Annotated in this window: 1 rRNA gene; it reads right to left on the bottom strand. The window is 50.2% G+C overall.

The features are described 5' to 3' along the window. Window positions 1–842 (bottom strand): 23S ribosomal RNA (locus L579_RS22950); the annotation flags it as partial. Window positions 843–983 lie beyond the last annotated feature (141 nt).

Here is a 983-nt window from a genome sequence, read left to right as displayed (position 1 = left end):
TTCACGAGGCGCTACCTAAATAGCTTTCGGGGAGAACCAGCTATCTCCCGGTTTGATTGGCCTTTCACCCCCAGCCACAAGTCATCCGCTAATTTTTCAACATTAGTCGGTTCGGTCCTCCAGTTAGTGTTACCCAACCTTCAACCTGCCCATGGCTAGATCACCGGGTTTCGGGTCTATACCCTGCAACTTAACGCCCAATTAAGACTCGGTTTCCCTGCGGCTCCCCTATACGGTTAACCTTGCTACAGAATATAAGTCGCTGACCCATTATACAAAAGGTACGCAGTCACCTAACAAGTAGGCTCCCACTGCTTGTACGTACACGGTTTCAGGTTCTGTTTCACTCCCCTCGCCGGGGTTCTTTTCGCCTTTCCCTCACGGTACTGGTTCACTATCGGTCAGTCAGGAGTATTTAGCCTTGGAGGATGGTCCCCCCATATTCAGACAGGATACCACGTGTCCCGCCCTACTCATCGGACTCACAATCTGTGCATTTTCATGTACGGGGCTGTCACCCTGTATCGCGCGACTTTCCAGACGCTTCCATTAACACACAAACTGATTCAGGTCCTGGGCTGTTCCCCGTTCGCTCGCCGCTACTGGGGGAATCTCGGTTGATTTCTTTTCCTCGGGGTACTTAGATGTTTCAGTTCCCCCGGTTCGCCTCGTTAACCTATGTATTCAGTTAACGATAGTGCACAAGTGCACTGGGTTTCCCCATTCGGACATCGTCGGCTGTTGCGGTTCATATCACCTTACCGACGCTTTTCGCAGATTAGCACGTCCTTCATCGCCTCTGACTGCCAGGGCATCCACCGTGTACGCTTAGTCGCTTAACCTCACAACCCACAGACGTTTTCACGCATGCAGACTGCAAGCATTTGAGAGACTCGAACACATCGTTTTCATTTCTTATTACGGAGAAATGAAACAACGTGTCGTTTCAAATTTTCAGCTTGTTCCGGATTGTTAAAGAGCAA

This window comes from Pantoea sp. AS-PWVM4 (assembly GCF_000468095.1).
GTDB classification, from domain to species: Bacteria; Pseudomonadota; Gammaproteobacteria; order Enterobacterales; family Enterobacteriaceae; genus Pantoea; species Pantoea phytobeneficialis.
Note: the sequence above shows the minus strand (reverse complement) of the source record. Positions and strands in the feature narration are given on the sequence as shown.